General features: G+C 67.9%; 20 protein-coding genes. 14 read left to right on the forward strand and 6 right to left on the reverse strand.

Translation table 11 applies throughout. From position 1 onward, the window contains the following. Positions 1–12: 12 nt before the first annotated feature. The 3 genes from OHS03_RS01210 to OHS03_RS01220 all read right to left on the reverse strand — a co-directional run bounded on the left by OHS03_RS01210 (position 13) and on the right by OHS03_RS01220 (position 3272). A complete protein-coding gene (locus OHS03_RS01210; RefSeq protein ID WP_328660047.1) occupies positions 13–474 on the reverse strand; it encodes an EXLDI protein in 462 nt (153 codons plus the stop codon). A 209-nt stretch (positions 475–683) separates the two neighbouring features. After that, complete coding sequence (locus OHS03_RS01215; RefSeq protein WP_245661366.1) at positions 684–1073, reverse strand: hypothetical protein; 390 nt, start codon at positions 1071–1073, stop codon at positions 684–686. A 75-nt stretch (positions 1074–1148) separates the two neighbouring features. Then, complete coding sequence (locus OHS03_RS01220) at positions 1149–3272, reverse strand: RecQ family ATP-dependent DNA helicase (protein ID WP_328660049.1); 2124 nt, start codon at positions 3270–3272, stop codon at positions 1149–1151. Positions 3273–3346: 74 nt separating this feature from the next. On the opposite strand from OHS03_RS01220, the gene OHS03_RS01225 reads away from it, so the two are divergent. Next, the gene (locus tag OHS03_RS01225) at positions 3347–4219 is read left to right on the forward strand and encodes a hypothetical protein (protein ID WP_328660050.1); all 873 of its coding nucleotides are present in this window, start codon (positions 3347–3349) and stop codon (positions 4217–4219) included. Positions 4220–4237: 18 nt separating this feature from the next. Here the strand turns inward: OHS03_RS01225 and OHS03_RS01230 are convergent, their stop codons facing one another. Both OHS03_RS01230 and OHS03_RS01235 read right to left on the reverse strand, forming a co-directional pair. Continuing rightward, positions 4238–5113 (reverse strand): ribokinase, encoded by an 876-nt coding sequence (locus OHS03_RS01230; RefSeq protein WP_328660052.1) that lies wholly within the window; start codon positions 5111–5113, stop codon positions 4238–4240. Positions 5114–5123: 10 nt separating this feature from the next. Continuing rightward, positions 5124–5288, reverse strand: a complete 165-nt coding sequence (locus tag OHS03_RS01235) for a hypothetical protein (RefSeq protein WP_328660054.1) — start codon at positions 5286–5288, stop codon at positions 5124–5126. On the opposite strand from OHS03_RS01235, the gene OHS03_RS01240 reads away from it, so the two are divergent. The 12 genes from OHS03_RS01240 (at position 5287) to lexA (ending at position 15923) form a co-directional block, all read left to right on the forward strand. Then, positions 5287–6552, forward strand: a complete 1266-nt coding sequence (locus tag OHS03_RS01240) for a glutamate-5-semialdehyde dehydrogenase (RefSeq protein ID WP_328660055.1) — start codon at positions 5287–5289, stop codon at positions 6550–6552. The two genes, OHS03_RS01235 and OHS03_RS01240, sit on opposite strands and share 2 nt — an antisense overlap. Before the next feature lie 2 nt (positions 6553–6554). Then, a complete protein-coding gene (locus tag OHS03_RS01245) occupies positions 6555–7427 on the forward strand; it encodes an AAA family ATPase (protein ID WP_056821846.1) in 873 nt (290 codons plus the stop codon). A gap of 2 nt (positions 7428–7429) precedes the next feature. Continuing rightward, positions 7430–8821 (forward strand): vWA domain-containing protein, encoded by a 1392-nt coding sequence (locus tag OHS03_RS01250; protein ID WP_328660057.1) that lies wholly within the window; start codon positions 7430–7432, stop codon positions 8819–8821. Between the two features lie 11 nt (positions 8822–8832). Further along, a complete protein-coding gene (locus OHS03_RS01255) occupies positions 8833–9174 on the forward strand; it encodes an MmcQ/YjbR family DNA-binding protein (protein ID WP_328660059.1) in 342 nt (113 codons plus the stop codon). A 281-nt stretch (positions 9175–9455) separates the two neighbouring features. Then, positions 9456–10406, forward strand: a complete 951-nt coding sequence (locus tag OHS03_RS01260; protein ID WP_328660061.1) for a hypothetical protein — start codon at positions 9456–9458, stop codon at positions 10404–10406. A gap of 44 nt (positions 10407–10450) precedes the next feature. Continuing rightward, positions 10451–11092, forward strand: a complete 642-nt coding sequence (gene nadD, locus OHS03_RS01265; protein ID WP_056821473.1) for a nicotinate-nucleotide adenylyltransferase — start codon at positions 10451–10453, stop codon at positions 11090–11092. 46 nt (positions 11093–11138) lie between these two features. Beyond that, positions 11139–11555: a ribosome silencing factor gene (gene rsfS, locus OHS03_RS01270; RefSeq protein WP_056821472.1), complete on the forward strand. Its 417-nt coding sequence runs from the start codon at positions 11139–11141 to the stop codon at positions 11553–11555. Next, positions 11552–12211, forward strand: a complete 660-nt coding sequence (locus OHS03_RS01275; RefSeq protein WP_056821470.1) for a histidine phosphatase family protein — start codon at positions 11552–11554, stop codon at positions 12209–12211. The genes rsfS and OHS03_RS01275 overlap by 4 nt, the downstream gene beginning before the upstream one ends. Further along, positions 12201–13826, forward strand: a complete 1626-nt coding sequence (gene octT, locus OHS03_RS01280) for a diglucosylglycerate octanoyltransferase (RefSeq protein ID WP_328660064.1) — start codon at positions 12201–12203, stop codon at positions 13824–13826. The genes OHS03_RS01275 and octT overlap by 11 nt, the downstream gene beginning before the upstream one ends. Positions 13827–13829: 3 nt before the next feature. Continuing rightward, positions 13830–14672, forward strand: a complete 843-nt coding sequence (locus OHS03_RS01285) for a DegV family protein (RefSeq protein ID WP_062985289.1) — start codon at positions 13830–13832, stop codon at positions 14670–14672. Between the two features lie 72 nt (positions 14673–14744). Continuing rightward, positions 14745–15239 (forward strand): GNAT family N-acetyltransferase, encoded by a 495-nt coding sequence (locus OHS03_RS01290; protein WP_056821468.1) that lies wholly within the window; start codon positions 14745–14747, stop codon positions 15237–15239. A 33-nt stretch (positions 15240–15272) separates the two neighbouring features. After that, positions 15273–15923, forward strand: a complete 651-nt coding sequence (gene lexA / locus OHS03_RS01295; RefSeq protein WP_056821840.1) for a transcriptional repressor LexA — start codon at positions 15273–15275, stop codon at positions 15921–15923. Between the two features lie 5 nt (positions 15924–15928). On the opposite strand, the gene OHS03_RS01300 is transcribed toward lexA, so the two are convergent. Further along, entirely contained in the window at positions 15929–16891 is a 963-nt protein-coding gene (locus OHS03_RS01300; protein WP_328660066.1) for a DUF2332 domain-containing protein, read from the reverse strand. A 178-nt stretch (positions 16892–17069) separates the two neighbouring features. On the opposite strand from OHS03_RS01300, the gene OHS03_RS01305 reads away from it, so the two are divergent. Further along, on the forward strand, positions 17070–18068 hold the full coding sequence (locus OHS03_RS01305) for a ComEA family DNA-binding protein (protein WP_328660068.1): 999 nt from the start codon (positions 17070–17072) through the stop codon (positions 18066–18068). Positions 18069–18509 lie beyond the last annotated feature (441 nt).

Raw genomic sequence — 18509 nt, forward strand, 5'->3', positions numbered from 1 at the left:
CTGGCCTGCTGCTCAGACGTCGAGGTCGTGGTTCAGCGGGTGCTGGACGCGGTCGACGATCATCAGGTGGACCTTCGGCGAGACCAGTGGGCGCAGTGCGTCGAGCGAATCGACCACCTCGGTGGTGTAGTCGCCCCAGCTCTGCTCGCCTTTGCCGAGGATCGAGCGCCAGTTCTTCCAGTCCTCGGTCCAGTCGCCGAGCTCGTTGTAGTCCGACCACGCGGAGGTCTGCCTGTGCACCAGGTAGTTGCCCTTGCGGGTGAGGTAGACCCGGACGGTGTCGATGGCCTTGCGGGTTACCTGGCGTGATTCGCCGACCTGTCGGCCGGTGAAGCGCTGGGTGCGGCCGCCGCCGGGGCCGACCTTGACGATGATCGGGGCGAACCCGTCGGTGTCCGGGTCGGCGGTGTTCGGCTTGGTTGTGTCGACGACAGCCAGGTCGGTGTCGTGTGTGGGATTGGGTTCGGTGGTCATCGATCGCTCCGATTTCGATAAGGCAGTGCGCATATGGGCATGGGTGTACGAGCGGCGTGCCCCTCGTTGCGGGCCGTCGCCGTGGGTCTGTGTCGGTTAGTACGTGTGTTCCGCCTGACTCACTATAAGTAGATGTATACGTATAGATCAAGGGGCAAAAAAAGTCCGCACGGATCAACTCCGCGCGGACTGCTACTTTCGGGGCCGAACTACAGCTCGTAGACCCCGAACGCCCGGTTCTGGATGCACATCGGCATCACATGAACTCGGTCGGTCCATTCGAATCTGGCTGCCGCCTCGACGGTTTCGCGTTCGGCGATGCACACGCTCGCGGTACCGGGCATGGTCAGCGGATTGAGCACGGCCAGCGGGATGCCGGCGTGCACGCCGCTGTAGAGGCCGCCACTGAAGCACAACGGCGTGATGGCGATGCCGCGGATGGCGCTCTCGCGGTCGGCGGCAGCCTGGGCGCCGGGGACGCCGGCGCAGTCGAGGGGGTTCTCGTTCGACGCCTGGGCGGGAACGGTCAAGAGGGTGAATCCGGCCGCACAGCCCGCGGCAACGGCCATCAGGGTTCGAGCAAATGTGGTCCTGGTCATAGGCGCATTCAAGCACCGGACATGGTGGGCGCACACCATCTGGGCGGCGTGTTGGACTTTTGGCGTGGGGGTGGGTCAGGTAGGGGTCGCCAGGGCGAAGGGGAGGACCGCGTCGGCGCCGCTGGTGCGTAGGGCGTGGGCGGCGACGGTCATGGTCCAGCCGGTATCGGTGAGGGTGTCCACGAGCAGGATCGGCCCGTCGACCCCGGAGAGGTCGGGGACCTCCCACGAGTCGAACAGCCCGGCTACTCGATGGGCGGAGTTCGCCGCGGAGACCGGCGGCCGATCAGGTCTGGTGTGCAGGGTGCCGAGATCGTCGAGTTTGCCGATCTGGGCCAGACGCGCGGCAAGGCTGGTGGTGAGCTGGGGGTAGCGGGGGGATTCCAGGGCCAGCACCGAGGTGGGGCGGGTGGTCCAGGTCCAGTCGCGGAGCACGGCGATGCAGGCGTCGAAGACCGCGTCGGGGACCGGTGCGTCGGGGGCGTCGAGCAGGGCTCGCAAACGCATGCCCCAGCCGAGGTCGGTGAGTCGGCCGAGTACGCGGCCGGTCTCGGCGCCGCCGGAAATCTTGCCCGACAACGGGATTCCCAATTTCGACATGCCGCTCGGCCACTGCTTGCGGGGTGCGAGGTCGAGGCCGGGTCGGTCGAGGCGGGCTCGGGTGGCGGCGATCGCGGCGTCGTCGACGGTGGTGTCGGCGCGGGTGCCGGTGCAGTTGTCGCAGCGGCCGCAATCGAGTTCCGCTGTGGCCAGCCCGGCCAGGCCGGGGTCGTCGAGTTGGCGGCGCAGGAAGGTCATCCGGCAGGTAGACGTCGACTGGTAGTCGATCATCGCCTGTTGTTCGGCGTCGCGTGCCGCGGCCAAGCCCTCGTAGCGCTCGGTGTCGTAGGTCCAGTCCTGGCCGGTCGAGAGCCACCCACCGCGCACCCGCCGCACGGCACCGTCGACATCGAGCACCTTCAGCACCAACTCGAGCCTCGATCGGTTCAGCTCGACGAGCGGTTCGAGCGCCACCGTCGACATCGCCCTGTCGGTGTCCAGCGCGGCGAGCACCGAACGCACGATGTGCTCACGCGGGAAGGCCACGGACGCGAAGTAACTCCAGATCCGCGCGTCCTCGGGGCCGGGCAGCAGGACGACCTCGGCGCGCTCGGTGCCGCGGCCCGCACGCCCGACCTGCTGGTAGTACGCGATCGGCGAGGACGGGGCCCCGACGTGCACGACGAAACCGAGATCGGGCTTGTCGAAGCCCATGCCGAGTGCCGACGTCGCGATCAACGCTTTGACCTCGTTGTTCAACAGGGCGGCTTCGAGCAGCTCACGTTCGGCGGGGTCGGTTTGGCCGGTGTAGGCGGCGACGGTGTGGCCGTGTGAATTCAGCAGGTCTGCCAGATCGTTGGCCGCGGCGACGGTGAGGCAGTAGATGATGCCCGAACCCGGCATCCGGGTGAGCTGTTCACCCAGCCACGCCGTGCGCTGCACCGCGTCGTCGAACCGCACCACCGACAGGTGCAGCGACTCGCGATCCAGCGTGCCGCGCAATACCAGCGTGTCGGTGCCGATCTGTCCGGCCACATCGGTGACCACCCGGTCGTTGGCGGTCGCGGTGGTCGCCAGCACCGGCACATCGGATCCCAGATCGGCGATCAGCGTGCGAATGCGGCGGTAATCGGGCCGGAAGTCGTGCCCCCAGTCCGACACGCAGTGCGCCTCGTCGATGACGACCAGCCCGGCGTCGGCGGCCAGACGTGGCAGCACCTGATCGCGAAAGTCCGGATTGTTCAACCGTTCCGGACTCACCAACAGCACATCGACCTCGCCGTCGGCCACGCGCTGATGGATCTCGTCCCACTCGGTGACATTGCCCGAGTTGATCGTGGCCGCCACCACCCCGGCCCGCTCGGCGGCCGCCACCTGGTTGCGCATCAACGCCAGCAGCGGCGACACGATCACCGTCGGCCCGCGCCCCGCCCCCCGCAAGAGCTTGGCCGCGATGAAATAGACCGCCGACTTTCCCCACCCGGTCCGCTGCACCACCAGCGCCCGCCTGCGCTGCACCACCAGCGCTTCGATCGCGATCCACTGATCCTCCCGCAACCGCGCGTCGGGCCCGGCGAGCTCGCGGAGCAGCTCCTCGGCTCGTTCGCGCAGGTCAGGAGCCGTCAGGTCGAGCACATCGTTGCCTGCGGGTGAGGTCATGCGCCTATCGTGCCGCACCCCTCCGACAGGTTCGATCGGCAACACAGACAGGGGGCGTGCACGGGGCTGGCAGGATGGCCGCATCTGGTTTCGCGGGGAGTGACGAAGCGATCGGGGAATTCGGTATGACAGGCCGCACAAGCGACTCTGAAGTGGTGCTCAACCCGGAAATACCCGTAGTGGCGTACGCGATCGGCCTGCTCCGAACCGATGGCTCGCACGAGGGAAATCTGGATCGAAAAGGGCGTATCTCGCTCGAGCTCGCGGTCCGGGACGCGAGCGTCCTCACGCATCTAGCCGAAGCTCTTCCGTGCTATTCATCGATCGGTCATCGAATTCGGGCTACAAATTTCGCGGCCCGCTCGGAAACCGCCACCCTGCGGTTCTATGACCGTGCCACGAGGCGTGCCTTCGCGGAGCTCGGGGTGACAGTCGGTCGGAAGGCCACGGAGATCCGGCCGCCGCTGACGCCCTTTTCGGAGGCCGACTACCTGCGGGGGCTCCTGGATGGTGACGGCTCGATCGGATTCACCAGAAAGGGTGAGCCGTTCGTGAGCTTTGTGACCGCCAGCACGTCAGCTGCGGAGTTCTTTTGCCGCGCTGTGCGAAATGTCTGCGGGGTGGAGCGGAGCTTTCGCCCGAATCGTCGCGATGGTGTCGCCAACGTGATGGTGCTCGATCACGCTGCCGCCCGGCTCGCGGCTTGGGCGTGGTACTCGCCTGATGTCATAGGAATCGACCGGAAGCGCACCATCGCGGCTCGCGTTGCTCGTTGGACCCCGCCACCAGAGAAAGCAGGGCGTTATGGCGCCCTGCGGAAGTCGTGGACAGCAGCAGACGACGGAGTCGTCTCGGAGTTCGGGTCGGCGGAAGCCGCTGAGCTGCTGGGCCGCACCGTTTCCAGCGTATCGGCGCGGCGTTGGCGATTGCGGAATGGTGCTGCTTGACTCTGTGGGCTTCCTCGGTCACTCAGCGTGTAGCGCTGCCGTAATTTCTTCGCGATCGGGGATCGACGAGCTGGCCCCGAAGCGGGTGGTCGCCAGTGCGCCGGTGGTGTTCGCCCAGTTCAGTGCGGTAGTCGGGCCCTGGTTCCAGGTAGCGACCAGTCCGCCGGTGAACGCGTCACCGGCGCCCGTCGTGTCGACCACATCGATGGCGAGTCCCGTGACGGAGAGCTCGGTCCCGTCCTCGCCGCGATACACCGCCCCGTCACCGCCGAGCGTGCGCACCACGTGCGCGACCTGTGCCAGCTCGGCCGAATACTGCTCGTACTCCAGGGAATTCACGATCGCGAGGTCGACGGCAGTCCACAGTTCGGTGGGCAACGGCTGAACCGGCGAGGGATTCAGGGCGACGACAGTGCCCGACGCGCGAGCATGTCGGGCGGCGGCGAGCACGGTGTCGATCGGAATCTCCAACTGGCACAACAGGATGTCGGCCGCCGCGATCGCCGCGAGTTCGGCGGCCGACAGATCGGTCACCCGGCCGTTGGCTCCCGCCACCACGATGATGCTGTTCTCGCCGGTGTCGTCGACGATGATCGAGGCGATCCCGCTGGCACCGTCGACCCTGCGAACAAAGGTGGTATCGATGCCCGCGTCCGACAGCGTCGTCGTCAGATCCGCCCCGAACGCGTCATCGCCGATCGCACCGAGAAACCGCACCCGCGCCCCGGACCGCGCCGCCGCGATCGCCTGATTCGCGCCCTTCCCGCCGGGCACCGTCGCGAACTCGGTCCCGAGCACCGTCTCACCCGGTGCGGGCCTGCGCGAGACAGTCGTGACCAGGTCCATGTTGACGCTGCCCAGCACGACGACGGTCGGCGAATCGGTGCGATCCATAGCGCTGAATCTAGCGGTGACGGCGCCGCCCGACCTGCGGGGCGTCGTTGTGGATATCGGCGTCGACAGCTCCGCCGAACCTGTGGATAACTCGGTCCCGCCGCCGGTCGGAGCCGTATTCCGCGCGGCGGGCGGCGTCGAGTGCGCGCGGCGGGCTGCGTACGCTGATACCCATGACGGTAGAAGTGACCCCCGAGCTGGACATCCGCGCAGCGGTGCACGACGCCGCCCGCAGGGCTCGCGTCGCGTCCCGTGTGCTGGCTCAGCTGACCACGGCGCAGAAGAACGACGCCCTGCACGCGGCGGCCGACGCCCTGCTCGCCGCCGCCGATCGCGTGCTCGCGGCCAACGCCGCCGACATCGCGACCGCGCAAGCCGCCGGTACCGAGGAGAATCTGCTCGACCGGCTGCGGCTCACCAAGTCCCGCATCGACGGCATCGCCTCGGGTCTGCGTCAGGTCGCCACGCTGCCCGATCCGGTCGGCGTCGTCGTGCGCGGCTCCACCCTGCCCAACGGCCTCGAGATCCGCCAGACCCGCGTTCCGCTGGGCGTGGTCGGCATGGTCTACGAGGCACGGCCCAATGTCACCGTCGACGCCTTCGGCCTCGCCCTCAAGTCGGGCAACGCGGCGCTGCTGCGTGGGTCGTCCTCGGCCGCGAACTCCAACGCGGCGCTGGTCGAGGTATTGCGCGAAGCCCTTGTCGCCCAGGGCGTCCCGGCCGACGCCGTGCAGCTGCTGCCCAGCAACGACCGCTCCAGCGTCACCCACCTGATCCAGGCCCGCGGCCTCGTCGACGTGGTGATCCCGCGCGGCGGTGCGGGCCTGATCAACGCCGTCGTCCGCGACGCGCAGGTGCCCACCATCGAGACCGGCACCGGCAACTGCCACGTCTACGTGCACGCGGCCGCCGACCTGGACATGGCCGAGGCCATCGTGCTCAATGCCAAGACCCGCCGTCCCAGCGTCTGCAATGCCGCCGAGACCGTACTCATCGACGCCGCCGTCGCCGAGACCGCGCTGCCCCGCCTCAGCAAGGCACTCGACGACGCGGGCGTCACCATCCACGGTGATCTGCCCGGTCAGGTCCCGGCCACCGATGCCGACTGGGGCGAGGAGTACCTCACCATGGATATCGCGCTGAAGGTCGTCGACGACCTCGATGCCGCCGTCGAGCACATCAACACCTGGGGGACCGGCCACACCGAGGCCATCGTCACCGCCGACCTGGCCGCCGCCCGCGAGTTCACCGCTCGAGTGGACGCCGCCGCGGTGATGGTGAACGCGTCCACCGCGTTCACCGACGGTGAGCAGTTCGGCTTCGGCGCCGAGATCGGCATCTCCACGCAGAAGCTGCATGCCCGCGGCCCGATGGCACTGCCCGAACTCACCTCCACGAAGTGGATCGTGTGGGGCGACGGCCAGACTCGGCCGGTGTGATCATGACTCTCGTACAGGATCCGATCTTCACCTCGGTCGACGATGTCATCGACCGGCTCGCGACCACCGGCTACCTGGCCGACAAGGCAACGGCCACGTCGGTCTTCCTCGCCGATCGGCTGGGTAAGCCGCTGCTCATCGAAGGCCCCGCCGGTGTCGGCAAGACCGAACTGTCGCGAGCGGTGGCCCAGGTCGCCGACGCCGAACTGGTTCGCCTGCAGTGTTACGAAGGCGTCGACGAAGCCCGCGCGCTCTACGAGTGGAACCACGCCAAGCAGATCCTTCGAATTCAGGCGTCGAGTGAAAACGATTGGGCCGAAACCAAAGCCGACGTCTTCACCGAGGAGTTTCTGCTCTCGCGCCCGTTGCTCACCGCCATCCGCCGTACCGAGCCGACGGTGCTGCTGATCGATGAGACCGACAAGGCCGATGTCGAGATCGAGGGCCTGCTACTCGAGGTGCTCAGCGATTTCGCGGTGACCGTGCCCGAACTCGGCACCATCACCGCCACCCGCAAGCCGTTCGTAGTGCTCACCTCGAACGCCACCAGGGAACTGTCGGAGGCGCTCAAACGCCGCTGCCTGTATCTGCACCTGGACTTCCCCGACGAAGACCTCGAGCGCCGAATCCTGGCCAGCCGCGTACCGGAACTCCCGAACACCGTGGCCGAGCAACTGGTGCGGGTCGTGCACGTACTGCGCGGCATGCAACTCAAGAAGCTGCCCTCGGTCGCCGAAACGATCGACTGGGGCAATACCTTGCTCGCCCTCGGCGCCGCCGATCTCGACGACGCGACTGTGCGCGCCACGCTCGGCGTGGTGCTCAAGCACCGCAGCGATCACCAGCGCGCGCTGGCCGAGCTGAAACTGGCCTGATCATGACCGCACCGGCACCGCACGGACTCGGCGGCCACGTCGCCGGTTTCGTCGGTGCGCTCCGGGCCCGTGGCGTGCCGGTCGGCCCGTCGGAAACCGTCGACGCCGGTCGGGTGTTGACCGTGTTGGACCTGCTCGATCGTGAGGCCGTGCGCGAGGGGCTGGCCTGTGCGCTGCTGCGCAGACCCACCCATCGCGCCACCTTCGACGGACTGTTCGACCTGTGGTTTCCCGTCGCCGTCGGTGATCGCACCGGCGAGGCTCCAGACCTGCCGCGCACCCCCGACGGGCAGGTCGACCTCGCCGCGCTACGCGAGCAACTGGCCGAGTTGCTCGCCGCCGAGGACAGCGGCCCCCAACAGCAAGTGCTGGCCGGGCAGATAGTCGAGCAACTCGGGCAATACCAGTCGGCGCGCGGGCCGTCGTTCTCCGCGTACCAGGCGCTCAAAGACGTTGCGCCCCAGTCCTTGCTGGCCAAGATACTCGCGGGTCTCGGCCTGCCGCCGGATGCGAGTGAGCGAGACACCGAGGTCGCCCGTCGCGTCGCCAGGGAACGCATCGCGGGGTTCCGGGCCAGCGTGGAGGCAGAGACCAACCGGCGGGTGGCCGAGCAGATCGGGCGCGAACGCGTCGCGACCTATGGTGTCGCTCGTCAGGCCGAGGACGCCGACTTCCTCCGTGCTTCCGAACGCGAGCTCACCGAATTGCGGCGCGGCACTCAGCGTTTGGCTCGGATCCTGGCCTCCCGACTGGCGGTGCGGCGCAAACGGGCCAGGCGCGGCGAGATCGATCTGCGCAAAACCCTGCGCGCGTCGATGTCGACCGGTGGGGTGCCGATCGACCTGGTGAACCGTAAACCTCGCCCCGGCCGACCGGAACTGGTGCTGCTGTGCGATATCTCGGGCTCGGTGGCCGGGTTCAGTAACTTCACGCTGCTGCTGGTGAGCGCGTTGCGTGAGCAGTTCTCGCGGGTGCGGATCTTCGCCTTCGTCGACCGCACCGACGAGGTCACCGGTTTCTTCGAGCCGTACGCCGGCCTCGACGATGTGATGACCCGGATCTTCACCGAGTCGCGCATCATCGACGCCGACGGGCATTCCGATTACGGATACGCGCTGACCAGTTTCGCCGAGAACTTCGGCGAAGCCGTCACCAGCCGTAGCTCGCTGCTGGTCCTCGGCGACGGCCGCACCAACTACCGCAACCCGCAACTGGACACGCTGCGCGAACTGGTCGGTACCGCCCGGCACGCGCACTGGCTCAATCCCGAACCCAAGAATCTCTGGGGGACAGGCGATTCGGCGGCTCGCGACTACGGTTCGGTGATCGAGATGCACGAATGTCGATCCGCTCGGCAGCTGACCGAGGTGGTCTCCAGGTTGTTGCCCGTCTGAAGGAGCTGGCGATGAGTGTTGACGTCTTGGCCTACTGCCTGGCGAAACCGGGTGCCTGGGAAGACGAGCCGTGGGAGGGCGACACCGTCGCCAAGGTCGGCGACAAAGTGTTCGCGTTCCTCGGTGCGGGCACGTCGATCGGCCTCAAATGCGGCCGCGACCGCACCGAAGCCGACGAGTTGGTCAACATCTACCCCGACGATGTCACCGCGTCGGCCTACATCGGCCGCTACGGCTGGAACAGCATTCGCGTCGGCGGCGCGGTCCCCGACGACGAACTGCGCGAGCTGATCGACGCCTCCTACGACGCGGTCGTCGCCAAACTCCCGAAGTCGAAGCGCCCCACTGCCTGAGCTTTTCAGCCGACGTTAAGCGCCTCACATGGCACCACAACGAAGATCACGCCCATGTGGGCAGGGGCGTCGCGCGACGACGAACGATCCGATCGGCGGATTTCGGACGTAGGGAAGCTGCGATCGGGTCATTTCCTCGCCGGTTGGGCGTGGTTCGCTCGGTGACCGACCCGCTCACGAACGAGACCGATCGCCCGCGAGATGAACCCTGCATCATCGGCGGTCCTGCCGACTCGGTGGAAGATCCGGGACGTCGAACCATCGCAGCGCCGGATGCGGCCGTGGCCGGAGACCTGGGACGACAACACCCGCCGGGTCTGACGAGCGATGCTGTCGCAGCATGGGACGCAGCCGCCGCGAAAGGTGCCCCTCGAGGCCCCGCGCCCGGTTCGGGGGCACGGGCCGCGCGACGGCTGGCCGGGATCGCTGCGGCACGCCTTGCGGATGCCCCGGCCGCCGCGGAGGAACAGCTGCGGCGGGCGCTCGTCGTCGGCGCCGGTGAACTGGTTGGTCGAGAACTCGCCGCGATGCGCACCCAGCTGGTCACCGCCGTCGCCGCCCAGCCGGGGCGCGACCGTGAGGTGGCCCGTGCCGCCGCGTCGGCCGCCGCCAGTTGGCAGCCGATCTCGCAGGCCGATGCCGTCCATCTGTGGCTGGTCGCCGGGCGCGCCTGGCATCGGGCGGGCAGGCACGGCGAGGCGGTGGTCGCCTTCGACCGTCCGCTGCTGACCGGAACGGTCGGCTACCCACCCGCTGAGCTCGCGCGGGTCCGCGCCCAGTTCGCCGAATCACTGAATCACCTCGGCCGCTACCGCCAGGCCGCGTGGCAGTTCGCCGAGGCGGCCCGGCTGATCGCCGGTTCGCCCGCGCAGCGCCGCCGTCATGCCGATCTGGTGTGGTCGGCCGCGGTCGCCCGTGAGTGCTGTGGGCAGGAGTCCGAGGCGCTCGGGGGCTACCTGCGCGCCGCGGGGCTGTGGGGTGAACAGGACAAGATCGTGCCGAGGGCCCGCTGCTTGCGCGCCGCCGCCTGGCTGCAACTGCGCGGACCCGAGGGGCGCGTGCGCGGGCCGTGGTGGGTGACGATCGATGTGTTGCTGACCGAACTGAACCGCCGGGTCGCCGCCGATCCGGCCGCGCACCTCGTCGAAGAGCTGAAACACACCCGCGCCCAGTTCGCCCAGATGTGCGCGCAGGCGACCCGACCTCGCGAGCGCCGTGACGGCCCGGAGTAGTCCGGTCCGCCCCGGTCCGGTCGGCCGGATTAAGCTCAGACCTCATGCACGAAACAGCTCGGCCGCGTCGCAAGCTCGGCGTCATGGGCGGCACCTTCGACCCGATCCACCACGGCCACCTGGTCGCGGCGAGCGAGGTCGCGAACCGGTTCGAGCTCGACGAAGTGATCTTCGTCCCGACCGGTCAGCCGTGGCAGAAGGTCAACAAGCAGGTCAGCCCCGCCGAGGATCGCTACCTGATGACGGTCATCGCCACCGCGTCCAACCCGAGGTTCTCCGTCAGCCGGGCCGACATCGAACGCAACAAGGTCACCTACACGGTGGACACCCTGCGCGAGATGCAAAACACGCACCCCGACGCGGAGCTGTACTTCATCACCGGTGCGGACGCGCTGGCCAACATCCTGACATGGCAGGATTGGACCGAACTGTTCGAACTGGCGAAGTTCGTCGGGGTGAGCCGACCGGGTTACGAACTGAACACCGATCATCTCGAGGAGCATCTGCGGGACCTTCCCGCCGACGCCGTGACGATGGTCGAGATCCCCGCGCTGGCCATCTCGTCGAGCGAATGCCGCCGCCGCGCAGCGGATGGTCGGCCGGTCTGGTACCTCGTCCCCGACGGCGTGGTGCAGTACATATCGAAGCGGCACCTCTACGTGCCCGCAGGAACGGAAGGTAGCTGACGTTGAGCCACATGAGCGAGGGTCTGACCCCACAGGAGGAGACCGTATGAGTGCCTCTACCGAAGCGATCGAGATGGCAACGGTCGCCGCACTCGCTGCCGACGACAAGCTCGCCACCGATGTCGTCGTGCTCGACGTCTCCGAGCAGCTGGTGATCACCGACTGCTTCGTGATCGCCTCGGCGCCCAACGAGCGCCAGGTCAACGCGATCGTCGACAACATCGAGGACAAGCTGCGCGAAGCCGGTCACAAGCCGGTCCGTCGCGAAGGCACCCGTGAGGGTCGCTGGGCACTGCTCGACTATGTCGACATCGTCGTACACGTCCAGCACAACGACGAGCGCAATTTCTACGCACTCGAGCGCCTGTGGCGTGACTGCCCGGCAGTCCCCGTCGAGGGCATCGCCGCACTCCCGACTCCGGCAGCGGACGACGACGCGCAGGTAGAGGGAATCAACGAGTGAGTAAGTACGCCCATGTGCGCAACCTGATCCTGTTGCGGCACGGGCAGACCGAATGGAACGCGGCCGACCGGATGCAGGGCCAGATCGACACCGATCTCACCGAACTCGGTCGCCAACAGGCCAAAGAGGCTGCGCGCGAACTGGGTTCACGCAATGCCATCGCGATCCACGCCTCCGATCTGCGCCGCGCCAAGGAAACCGCGCAGGCGCTCGGCGACATCAGCGATCTGCCTGTCCTCACCGATCAGCGGCTGCGCGAGACCAACCTGGGTGACTGGGAAGGGCTGACCCACCTCGAAGTCGACGCCGACTACCCCGGCGCGCGTGTGCAGTGGCGTCTGGACGCCACCTACACACCGCCCGGTGGCGAGAGCAAGCTCGAGGTCGGTGCGCGGGCCCTGCCTGTGGTGCGCGAACTGTACAACGAGCGGCAGGATTGGCCCGGTCGGACTATCATCCTGGTTGCGCACGGCGGGCTGATCGCTGCTCTGACGGCCGCGTTGCTGGAACTGCCACCGGAGAACTGGCCTGCCCTCGGCGGGCTGGCCAATACCAGCTGGGTGCAGCTTTCCAGTCACGGCCCGGATGTCGATCGACCCGGCTGGCGCCTCGATGTTTGGAACGCAGCGGCGAAGGTAGCTCCCGATGTCCAATGAAGAGCCCGTCCGATCGGTACCTGATGAGATGTTCCAGCAGGTGACGGCCAAAGCCGGACGGCAATTGCCGGACGCGCTATTCGGTCCGCCACCTGCTCGCGCAGAGCGCGAGGAACCGATCCGTTCGGTACCGGACGAACTCTTCAAGCAGGTCACCGCGCGCAGCGAACGATCGCTGCCCGATGCCCTGTTCGGCCCGCTTCCCCCGCCGGTCGTCGCTGAACCCGAGCCGGTCGACTCGGCGGCAGCAGCCGTCGAGTCCGGCTCGGAGGCAGCGGATTCCGAGTCGCCGGTCGTCGATGTTCCCTCGGGCGACAGCGTCGATGCCGACAGCGCGGTGACCTCGGTCGGTGACGATGCCGAGGGTGGACTCGACGCGGTCGAGATCGCATCGAGTTCCGCTGTGCAGGAAGCCGAAGCCGGCGACGTGGACTCCGTTGTCGTAGATACGGATACCGACCAGTCGGCTGCGGACGCCATCGCAGCCGATGTGGCTGCGGACTCGGCTACCGTCGGCGATGTCTCCGCTGAGGATCCGGCGGTAGTCGCCGAGTCGCTCGCGGTTGCCACCGGATCGATCGATCCGGCTGTGCCACAAACACTCCGACCGGAATCGGCTGATCCGGTTCCGTCCGACGCCGAGGTCACTACCTCGGTCGACGATCCCGGAGCTGCTTCGGTCGAGGTCGCGGCACCCGCCGACGGAATCGATCCCGCCGCTGCACGCCTGGACGTGGACCTGGACTCCGCAGACAGCTTGGTGACGACTTCGCCTGCCGCAGACGCGAATCTCGTTGGCGCGGCGTCCACGAACGTGGTTGCACCGCAGGGCGAATCGGTTGCGGTGGCAACCGCCGGTTCTTTGCTCGTCGAGGAAGCCGGTTCGCCGAGGCCGGTGGAGTCCGCCGCACCGCGCCCCGTGCTGCTGGTGATCGCGGACTCGCTCGCCTATTACGGTCCGAAAGGCGGCCTGCCCGCCGATGATCCGCGGATCTGGCCGAATATGGTCGCCGCGGAACTGGATTGGGATGTCGAACTGATCGCGCGGATCGGCTGGACCTGTCGCGACGCGTACTGGGCACTGATCGGTGATCCGCGGGTATGGGCCGCGGTGCCGCGTGCCGGCGCGGTCGTGTTCGCCGTCGGCGGCATGGACACCCTGCCGTCTCCACTGCCCACCGCGCTGCGGGAGATGATCCGCTACATCCGTCCGCCGCGTCTGCGCCGTGGCGTGCGAGCGACTTACAACTGGTTGCAGCCGAAGCTATCGAAACTCGGTCGCCCGGTTGCCCTTCCGCCGAGGGTGAGCGTGGACTACCTGGAGCAGTCGCGGACTGCGTTGAACCATCTGCGGCCGGAGCTGCCTGTCGTGGCGGTGTTGCCGTCGGTGCACAAGTGCGACGCCTACGGGCGGGTGCACAGCGGCAGGGCACGGGCGGTCAAGGCCTTGCAGGCGTGGTCCGGTCGCACCTCGGTGCCGCTCGTCGACCTCGGCGAGGCCGTGCGTGACGACATCGAGTCGGGCTCGGCGAACCCGGACGGAATCCACTGGGGCTGGGCTGGGCACGCGGCAGTGGCGACGGCGATGACCAAGGCGCTGCAGGAGGTCCGGTAGTCCGTGGCCGTTGTGGTGGTCACCGATTCGGCGGCGGGATTGTCCGCTGATCTCGTCGCCGAGTTCGGTATCGAAGTGGTGCCGTTGCATGTGCTCGTCGGTGAGCGGGAGATCCGGGAGGGCGTCGATCCGATCGAGATCGACTACACGGCGGACTCGGTCACCACCTCGGCCGCTTCGCCCGGAGAACTGCGCGAAGCCTACGAACGCGCGTTGAGCCACAGCGATGGTGACGGGGTCGTCGCGGTGCATCTGTCGCGCCGGTTGTCGGCGACCTGGGAATCGGGTCGTCAGGCGGTGCGCGACATGGGCGCCGAAGATCGTGTGCGCGTGGTCGATTCGCTCGGTGCCGGTCTTGCCACCGGTCTGCCGGTGCTGGCCGCCGCGCGCAGAGCGATGGCAGGCGAGGCGCTGGACGATGTCTACGAGTGCGCGGTGTCGGCCGCGACCCGTTCTCGCACGTTCATCCTGGTCAACCGCACCGAGCAACTCCGCAAGGGCGGCAGGCTGAGCAGCGCCGCTGCGTTCTTCGGCAGCGAACTGGTGACGAAGCCGCTGCTGCAGCTGGTGGAGGGCAAGCTCGAAATGCGCGAGAAGGTACGCACCAGATCGCGCGCCTACACCAAGCTGGTAGCCGCCGCGGTGGACGCGGCCGCGTCCGACGGTGCGGCCCTCGGCATTCAGCATCTCGGTGCTCCCGAGGCCGCCGAGAACATTGCGGCGCAACTGCGTGAGCAGCTGCCGGAGGTCCGGGAACTCTATGTCGCCGAGTTCGGCCCCGCGCTCGGCGTGCACCTCGGTGTCGGCGCGGTCGCCGTCGCGGTGTTGCCGGGCGGATGTGTCTGAGCGGTGCCGGTTCAGAATCTCGCTGAGGGTAAACCCTTCGGTGCCGACGATCCGGTGCCTACCGTAGGTGGCATGGCTGGCACCACCTCTCCACGAACCGACCTCCCACTGCGGGTACTCGAAGTCGACTGGGACCATCCCGACGCCGAGACGCTGCGCGCGGAGATGTCGGCGGAGGTCGGCCCTCGCTACGCCTACCTCGAGCTCGCCGAGCGTGGGCTCGCGCCCAATGCGGTCGATCTTTCCAGCGTGCACCGAACCTTCGTCGCCTACGCGGCGGCAGAACCAGCCGGCCACGCCGCATTGCGGTGGAACTCCGATGATCTGGAACTCAAGCGGATGTTCGTCCGCCCCGCCTATCGCGGCACCGGAACCGCGACCGCGCTCCTGCACGCGGCCGAGGCGGCTGTCCGAGCGGCGGGCAGGCCCCGGATGATCCTGCAGACCGGGCATTTGCAGCCCGACGCGGTGCGTTTCTACGAACGCAGCGGGTATCACCGGATTCCGTTGTTCGCGCCGTATCACGTTCTGCCGTTGTCGAACTGTTTCGCGAGGAACCTGCACTGAAGTGGTGATCGCGTGGGGATCTACGATTCCCCGATGACCGGATACGACGACTTCGACCAGCTCGACGCCGCGAACCTGCCTCCCCGCAGGCAACACATCCTCGCCGTGATCAGGGATTCGGTGCTCGCCCACGGCTACGCGCCGAGCACACGGGAGATCGCCGACGCCGTGGGCCTGCGCTCCACATCCGCGGTCTCCCAACACCTGAAGGCGTTGGAGGAGGACGGTTTCCTGCGCCGTGCAGCCACCGTGGCTCGTCCCATCGACGTGCGCCTGTTCCTGCGTGGCGCACCCGCCGCCGACTCCGACGCCTCGGTGTCGGTGCCCGTCGTGGGCGACATCGCCGCGGGCGCCCCGATCCTGGCCGAGCACAACCCCGACGACGTCCTGACGCTGCCGCGTGAGCTGGTCGGCCGCGGTGAGGTTTTCGGTCTGCGGGTACGCGGTGACTCGATGATCGACGCCGCGATCTGTGACGGCGATCTCGTCGTGGTCCGTAGTCAACGAGAAGCCAACTCCGGCGACATCGTCGCCGCCATGATCGGTGAGGAGGCCACGGTCAAGGTGTATCGCCGCCGCAACGGCCACGTCCACCTCGAACCGCGCAACCCCGCCTACTCCGTGATCGACGGCGACGAAGCGGTCATCCTGGGGCGCGTCGTGTCGGTGATGCGCCGACTCTGAGGTCGCTACGCCGGGCCGAACCAGTCCAGCGACTGGCCGTGCGGCCCGGCGAAAGCCAACGGCTCGTCGTCGAGGGCGAGCACCAACCGGGCCGCTGCCGACTCGCGAGTCGGCAGCCGATCGACAAGCGAGGCGATCACCTCGGTGCCCTCCTGCGAAACCCAATGGCAGGGCAGATCCTGCACCGTCGCGCGGAAGTCCGCGCGCGCCTGCGGTGAGAGGTAGGTGAGCACGGCGCTGTGGAACACCACCACCGTGCTGTCGCGTGGTGCCTCGTGGACCAGCGTGGTGACCTGCTCGTTCAAGTCGCCGGTCGCGATGGTCGCGGGATCCGCGGCGGCGATCGCACAGGCCGCGCGCAGCCGAGTCAGTCGCTCGTCCTGACCCGGCCAAACGAGGGCAGACAACCACTGCTGGTCGTCCTCGTCGCCGGCATCGAGCGGGTTCAGGTCCACTCCTGCTCGATGGACAACTCGGGGGAGCCGGTCCGGGATCGCCACCGGACCGGTCGTCTCGCAGGTCAACACAACCGGCGACGGGCCGTCGGACGGATCCAACGCGGCTCCGTCGTAGCGGTAGCTGAAACGGTCGGGGTACAGGCACAGTCCGGCCGAGGCGCCGACCTCGATGAGTGACAGGGGCCCGGGTAGCCGGGCCAGTACCGGCAGTAAGGTCGCTGCCCGGCCCGCTTCGTTCGTCTGCGTTCGCCGGGTCAGTGCCGTGGCCGAGATCGCCGGCCAGTTCTCGCGCAGCTGTTCGCGGAACTCGCTGTAGGGAATCGCGATCGCGCCGTTCACTCGCGCGGCAGCCAGGATCAGGTTGGGTTGCTGCTTGTCCGTCGGCAATCCGGCGATCAGCGCCAGTGTCGCCGGATCCGTGCTGATATCCAGGGCCCGTCGGTGATAGAGCGGGGAATTGTCGCGCGCCTCGCGGAGTGCGAAGTCGCGGAATCGTTGTGCGAGTTCCATACGTACCTGAGTACTTCGAGTCGGCCATGAGCGCACGGTATCCACCCGGGCAGGCCGGAATTCGTGCGCGAGGGCCGCCGAGGGTGGGTTGTCCACAGGCTCGGAGTTATCCACAGGTTTCTTTCCGACCCAGGTCAGCGAGTTTTCGCCGGCCCGGCGCCGGCATAGCATCGCTGCTATGTCACGACACGAGGAGCACGAACGGGTACGGCGGCGGCTGGGTGGTCTGGCGGTCCGCGAGCGAGGACGACCGAGCAGTCAACCGCCGCACGAGTCCGGGAGGGGTTCCGAGACGATTGATTCGCGCGTCGACGACGATGCAGGGCAGTGGGACGAAGACGAACTCGCACCTTCGTCCGAGCCGCCGGGAGCGGTCGCGACACCCGGTTGGCTCGACGATGGTGCCTCGCTAGGGCGAAACCGGCTGGTGCCCGAGCGCTTTCGTGAAGCACGGCTGGATCCGGGTCGTCGTGGAGTGATAGTCCTCGGCCTGGTGGGAGTCATCGCCGTGGTGCTGACCGGCGTGATTGTGCTGCGCGATCAGCCCGTTGCGCGGGCGGTGCCACCGGTGCCGGCACTCCGGGCGGAGAGCATTGCGGTGCAAGCCGATCCGACCGTTGCGGTTGCGGCTGTGTCGGGCCGCGGGCCGAGTACGAGTGCTGAGGTTGTTGTCAGCGTTGTCGGTTTGGTCGAGCGGGCTGGGCTGCACCGACTGCCGGACGGTTCTCGGATCGCCGACGCTCTCGAGAAAGCCGGCGGGACCCGAGAAGGTGCTGATCTGGCAGGGCTGAACCTGGCCCAACGACTTTCCGACGGTGACCAGGTCGTCGTCGGTGCGACCGACCCCCAGGTCGGACAACCACGCCTCGGCAGCATCATGATCGGTGCCGGTCGCGCCTCCCCACCCGCGCCGAACAGTGCGGGTCCGAGCAGGGTGGGTTCTGATTCCGCAGGTCCCAGCACGGGGGGTGGTTCGGGCGCCGAATCCCGCATCGATCTGAACACCGCGACCGAAGCCGAATTGGACGCACTACCCGGAGTCGGCCCGGTCACCGCCAAAGCGATCCTCGCGTGGCGCTCTGCCAACGGCCGTTTCACCGATGTCGCTCAACTCGGCGAGGTCGACGGCATCGGCCCGGCGCGCTTGGCCCGCCTGCGCGAGCTGGTGACGACATGATGCCTCGGCGCTGTAGCGGACAACACGAAAGCTGCTGGACCGCGACCGATCACCAGATGGTCGCTGACGCAGCGGAGGCGACCGCATGACCTGCCCGATGTGGCCGTGCATGCGGCAGGAAAGTCTGCGCGCCACAGACCGATCCGCGAGAACGCTGGACGGCCGGGCTTCAGAGCCTGGCGAGCTTCCTGCGGCATGCGCGATCGGACTCGGCGAAACACAGTGCGCCGCACACATGTCCGCGGGGAATTCGGACAGCGGCAGGTCCAGACGTGACGACGTGGCCGGCGGATGAGAGCGGCGCTGGGCGAGGAGGCGGTTCGGGAGGAGTCAGCGGAGCGGCGAGCATCGAGGGCCGTGCCGCGAGTGAGGACCGGGAAGCTTCGGCGGACATGGGTAGCGCGGTTCTGGCACGCAGTGGGAAGACCGGAACGGGATCGG

Origin of the sequence: Nocardia salmonicida, from assembly GCF_036142455.1 — a bacterium.
GTDB lineage: Bacteria > Actinomycetota > Actinomycetes > Mycobacteriales > Mycobacteriaceae > Nocardia > Nocardia salmonicida.